The 2,125-nt window shown below is 51.5% G+C and carries 2 protein-coding genes; one reads left to right on the forward strand and one right to left on the reverse strand.

The genetic code is table 11. The annotated features are described in order from the left end of the window. Positions 1–139: 139 nt before the first annotated feature. A complete protein-coding gene (locus HMPREF2726_RS06990) occupies positions 140–616 on the reverse strand; it encodes an REP-associated tyrosine transposase (protein WP_070602783.1) in 477 nt (158 codons plus the stop codon). 347 nt (positions 617–963) lie between these two features. Between HMPREF2726_RS06990 and HMPREF2726_RS06995 the strand changes: the two genes are divergently transcribed. Then, complete coding sequence (locus HMPREF2726_RS06995) at positions 964–1,947, forward strand: IS110 family transposase (protein WP_070602785.1); 984 nt, start codon at positions 964–966, stop codon at positions 1,945–1,947. Positions 1,948–2,125 lie beyond the last annotated feature (178 nt).

Below are 2,125 nucleotides of genomic sequence, written 5' to 3' on the forward strand. Positions count from 1 at the left end.
GCAAAGACCATACCGTCGTTACCGACGCATTGGGACGGACGGAGGTGTAGGGTTTTGACGAAACCCGGGAACTTAGATGATGTAAATATAGCTCGTGAAAGCGTATCTTGTAATTTAAGTGCTGGTAGTAGTGGATATGTTAAAGAACGTCCCGCACATAACGGTGAAACGACGAAAACGCCCAATCGCGGACATTGCCGCACAATCCATGTTTGACGGGATTGAAATGGATATAGTCTGCGCAACGTTGCAAATCCGTTTCGTCGCGAACGGTGTGTTCGTAAAAACGCCGTTGCCAAATACCGCGTTCGTTCCGCCGCTGTTTGCTGGCGGACAGGTTTTCGGCATGAGGAAAATGTGCGGAGAATTTGGTTTTAATCAGCCGCCAGCGCAGGGAATAATCCGCATCGTCGGGCGGCAGCGTCCAAATGGCGTGAATATGGTTCGGCAGCACGCATACGGCGACGGTTTCAAAGGGATATTGTTTTTGCACATTCATATAAGCCGCACGTAATAAGCTGATATGTTCGACAAGCAAGCGCGATTTTGGGTCGGCGAGTTTGACGGTGAAAAAGAATGTGCCGCCGACAATGAAGTTTCTGCGATAACGCGCCATAGGATTTTTGTTTGTGGTCTGGGGTGTTGGAGAAGGAGTGGTTTGTTGTTTGAGGTTTTAACTTTGTTGGAGCTGATGTTTTCAGACGACATTGGAGGCCGTCTGAAAGCGCTAGCTTCAACGAAGTTAAAAGTTGAAATGGCAAACCGTCAATCAAGCAACCGCGTGCGTGCGTACGCACACACCCTTGTATGCTCAAATCAGCGTACTATAGCAACCAAACAGGCCAGTCGCCTCGGAACGCACCCTAGGATTACACCCGCATCGTAGCAAAAACGAGCGGCTGGCCACCCATCAGCACAACCGAACAGTTGCCACCAACAACCGAATACAAGGAAGGTTCATTGATGAGTACCCAAAACTACGCAGGCATCGATATCGCCAAACGCCATTTCGTCATCGGCATCCACGGCAGGGATAAAACCAAAACCGAAACCAACAACCCCAAAGGCTTTACCCACACCATTGACTATCTGCACAAGCACAACGTCGGTTTGGTTGTCATGGAAAGCACTGGCGGTTTGGAAATCCCTCTCGCCAAAACCCTACATCGCGCAGGTTTCCAAGTGGTGATTGCCAATCCTCGCTGCACCAAAAATTACGCCAACGGCTTTTCTCTCGCCAAAACCGACCATCTCGATGCCAAAATGCTTGCTGACTACGCACAGGCGTTGGAAATCAAAGGACTGGTCGCCAATATGCTCTACATTCCGCCCAGCGAAGCCGAAGAGAAACTCGAAGCACTGGTCAAACGCCGCAGCCAGTTGGTTGACATCCGTGCCGCCGAGAAAAACCGTCTCGAACAAATCCATGAAAGCCAACAGCAAAGCGTTAAAGACCTGATTGCCCATCTCGACAAGCTTATCGCCGAGCTGGACAAAGACATCGACAGCAACGCCGACGCATTCGGCGGCAAAGGCCAAGTGCTAACCGCAATCAAAGGTATAGGCAGCACCACCAGCGCCACCCTGCTATCCATGCTGCCCGAGTTAGGCACCGTACCACACAAACGCATCGCCATGCTGGCAGGTGTCGTTCCACCGCCGAACCAAAGTGGCGACACGGACAAGAAAACAGGCTGCATCGGCGGCAGAATGGCGGTGCGCAATATACTGTATATGGCAGCACTAACGGCGAGCCGCTTTGAGCCGACGATTAAAGCGTTTTACGAGAGACTGCGCGCCAAAGGTAAACCATTCAAAGTCGCCATCAACGCGTGTATGCACAAACTTCTGCGTATTCTGAACGCAAGGATGCGGGATTATCTGGTCTCTTTGCAGACGAAATCAGAACGGCAAAGCGAACAACAACCCGCACCGCAGTGCGCGTAATCACCGAGTTTGGTTGCCCTGCCCGACGGGGTGGGGGAACACAGTTGCTACATGTTGGTTTTGAAGTTTCGTGTGATTTACAGGTAGGGTGTGTGGCGTAGATACACACGCGGTTGGTTGGGTATGCAGGCTACGGCTTGCTTGCTGCCTTGCATTCGGTTGTGTTGTCTGGCAACTG

Origin of the sequence: Neisseria sp. HMSC074B07 (genome assembly GCF_001810355.1) — a bacterium.
GTDB lineage: Bacteria > Pseudomonadota > Gammaproteobacteria > Burkholderiales > Neisseriaceae > Neisseria.

Bases quoted from the DNA above. Each gene is read 5' to 3' on its own strand.
- HMPREF2726_RS06990 (WP_070602783.1), bottom strand. From the start codon at position 616: ATGGCGCGTTATCGCAGAAACTTCATTGTCGGCGGCACATTCTTTTTC.
- HMPREF2726_RS06995 (WP_070602785.1), top strand. From the start codon at position 964: ATGAGTACCCAAAACTACGCAGGCATCGATATCGCCAAACGCCATTTC.